The following is a 2531-nucleotide window of genomic DNA, read 5'->3' on the forward strand; positions in this document are numbered from 1 at the left end:
GTGCCCGCCCGCCCCGTCCGGTCACGGGGCGCAGCCACGCCCGAAGCCGTGCGGCCGATCGAAAGCCGTTTCGTCAACGCGACCGACACCCCCTCCCGCCAGTCGGATCGTCGGCGCGCGGCCACAACCTGTCGCCCCCACAGGCAGATCACGAAGTAATCCGATCAATAAACGGTCACCATGTGCTACTTGATGCGTCACTTAGCGATAAGAGAAGCGACGGAACCGATGATTTAGACAACTGGGTGTAGCGCTGCCTGCACGAAGCGTTATTCTCCTCAGACGCATCACGGAGACCATCACCCGCTACCACGGGTGACGATTTTCGAACTGCTCGTGATGGAAGCTCTGCCTCTGGGAGTCCCGTGTACCCACACGTCGGGGTTGACGCCTCGGGCCTGGCTACGCTGCGTGCATCGGTCATTGACCGCTTGCGCGGCTTCGTCCCCACCGCGTACGCCGTCCCCGCATTTGCCACCCCTGCACCTGCCGGCCCTTGCTACGCCCTGGCCGAACGCAGTGCGGCGGTCGGAAGACGCAGCACCCGCGCCGCCTCGACCACCACGTCGACCGTCCGCCGTCCCACGGCGGACAGCGACAGCGCGCGCATGATGGATCTCGTCGAGCGCGCACAGGCCGGTGAGGCGGACGCCTTCGGCCGCCTGTACGACCAGTACAGCGACACTGTGTACCGGTACATCTACTACCGCGTGGGCGGCAAGGCGACCGCGGAGGACCTCACCAGCGAGACCTTCCTCCGCGCGCTACGCCGTATCTCCACGTTCACCTGGCAGGGCCGCGACTTCGGCGCCTGGCTGGTCACGATCGCTCGCAACCTGGTCGCCGACCACTTCAAATCCAGTCGTTTCCGACTGGAAGTGACCACCGGCGAAATGCTCGACGCCAACGAGGTGGCGCGCAGCCCCGAGGACTCCGTCCTGGAGTCCCTCTCCAACGCCGCACTGCTCCAGGCCGTGCGGCGACTCAACCCCCAACAGCAGGAGTGCGTCACCCTGCGGTTCCTCCAAGGCCTCTCGGTCGCCGAGACCGCCCGGGTGATGGGCAAGAACGAGGGCGCGATCAAGACCCTCCAGTACCGAGCCGTACGGACGCTCGCCCGGCTCCTGCCGGACGACGCCCGCTGACCACGCCCGCTGAACGACCCCCTGACGACGACCCCTGCGTGACCGTCCCGTCACGCACTGGTCCGATCATCTGTCGTGCGTAACCCAAGTGCCGCGCACGTCGTTGTGCCGGTTGCAGGCCCCCTGCCGTCACCCCCTGTCCGCCTCCGCTCACTCCATCGAGTGGAAGCGCTCAAGGTGTGCAACCTTCCGGACCGCCAGGGGAGTCGACCGTCATGACGAGAGGAGGTGCCGCCAGTGATCGCAAACGTTTCGGCACACCGGCGGGCGAACGCCTTCGCCCAGGCCCTGGAGGAGCAGACCCCCCAGGGTGCGGCGGCCGCAGAGCCCGCGGAGCCGGCCGACCAGGCCGACCGCGGACCGCTGTTGGCCCTGGCGAACGGCCTCGGTGAGCTACCGAAGCCGCAGTTGGACCCCGAGGTCAAAGTGGCGCAGCGAGCCCAGCTCGTCGCCGCCATGGAGGCCATGTTCGCCGAGGGCGGCGCGTCCACGGGCCCTTCGGTGCCCGTGCAACGGGGCAAGGGGGCCCACCGGGCCTCACCACTGCGGAAACTGCGCCCCCGCTCCCGCTGGGCGAAGGGACTCACCGCCGGCGGGCTCACCGTCGGCGTGGCCGCGGGAGCCTTCGGCGGAGTGGCCGCCGCCAGCTCCGACGCCCTCCCCGGTGATTCGCTGTACGGACTGAAGCGCGGGATGGAGGACATCAGCCTCGGCATGGCCAAGGGCGACGCCGACCGCGGAGAGGCCTATCTCGACCAGGCCTCCACCCGGCTCAGCGAGGCCCGCAGACTCATGGAGCGCGGCCGCTCCGGCGCCCTGGACCACGAGTCCCTCGGCGCGGTCAGACGCGCGCTCAACGGCATGTCCCACGACGCCTCCGAGGGCCACCGCCTGCTCCGCTCCGCCTACCAGCGCGACGGAGCGATCGGCCCCATCCAGACCCTGGACACCTTCTCCCGCTCGCACCGCGACACCTGGAGCGGCCTCCGCGACCGGCTGCCCGTCCAGCTCACCGACGTCCGCGACGAGGTCACCTCGGTCTTCGCCGCCATAGACGAAGAAGTCGCGCCGCTCCAGTCCCTCCTCCCCCGTCCCCCGGGCGAGGACAAGGACACCGGACGCTCCGACACCACCACCGCCCCGGACACCGGCTCCCCCCGCACCGACGCCACCGCACCTCCGGCCTCCCCCGAGAAGCCCGGAGACCGCACCGACGACAGCGCGGACCCCAAGCCCTCCGGCTCGTCGGGCTCCTCCGACGCCACCCCGGACGACGGGCTGCTCGGCGGCGGCACGGACGGCCTGCTGGACGAGCTCCCCACGGACGACCTCACCCCGCCACCCGCAGAGAACCGCCCGAGCGCACCCGCCGCCCCGGACGTGACC

2 protein-coding genes are annotated in these 2531 nt (G+C 70.2%); both read left to right on the top strand.

Annotated elements, in window-relative coordinates:
- The first annotated feature begins 365 nt into the window (after positions 1–365).
- Positions 366–1145: an ECF subfamily RNA polymerase sigma factor, BldN family gene (locus JS521_RS35225; protein WP_032766607.1), complete on the top strand. Its 780-nt coding sequence runs from the start codon at positions 366–368 to the stop codon at positions 1143–1145.
- Between the two features lie 237 nt (positions 1146–1382).
- Positions 1383–2531, top strand: a 1149-nt coding sequence (locus JS521_RS35230; protein WP_205086925.1) for a DUF5667 domain-containing protein, incomplete at its 3' end; no start/stop codon positions are given.

Origin of the sequence: Streptomyces durocortorensis (genome assembly GCF_016901035.1) — a bacterium.
Taxonomy (GTDB): domain Bacteria; phylum Actinomycetota; class Actinomycetes; order Streptomycetales; family Streptomycetaceae; genus Streptomyces; species Streptomyces durocortorensis.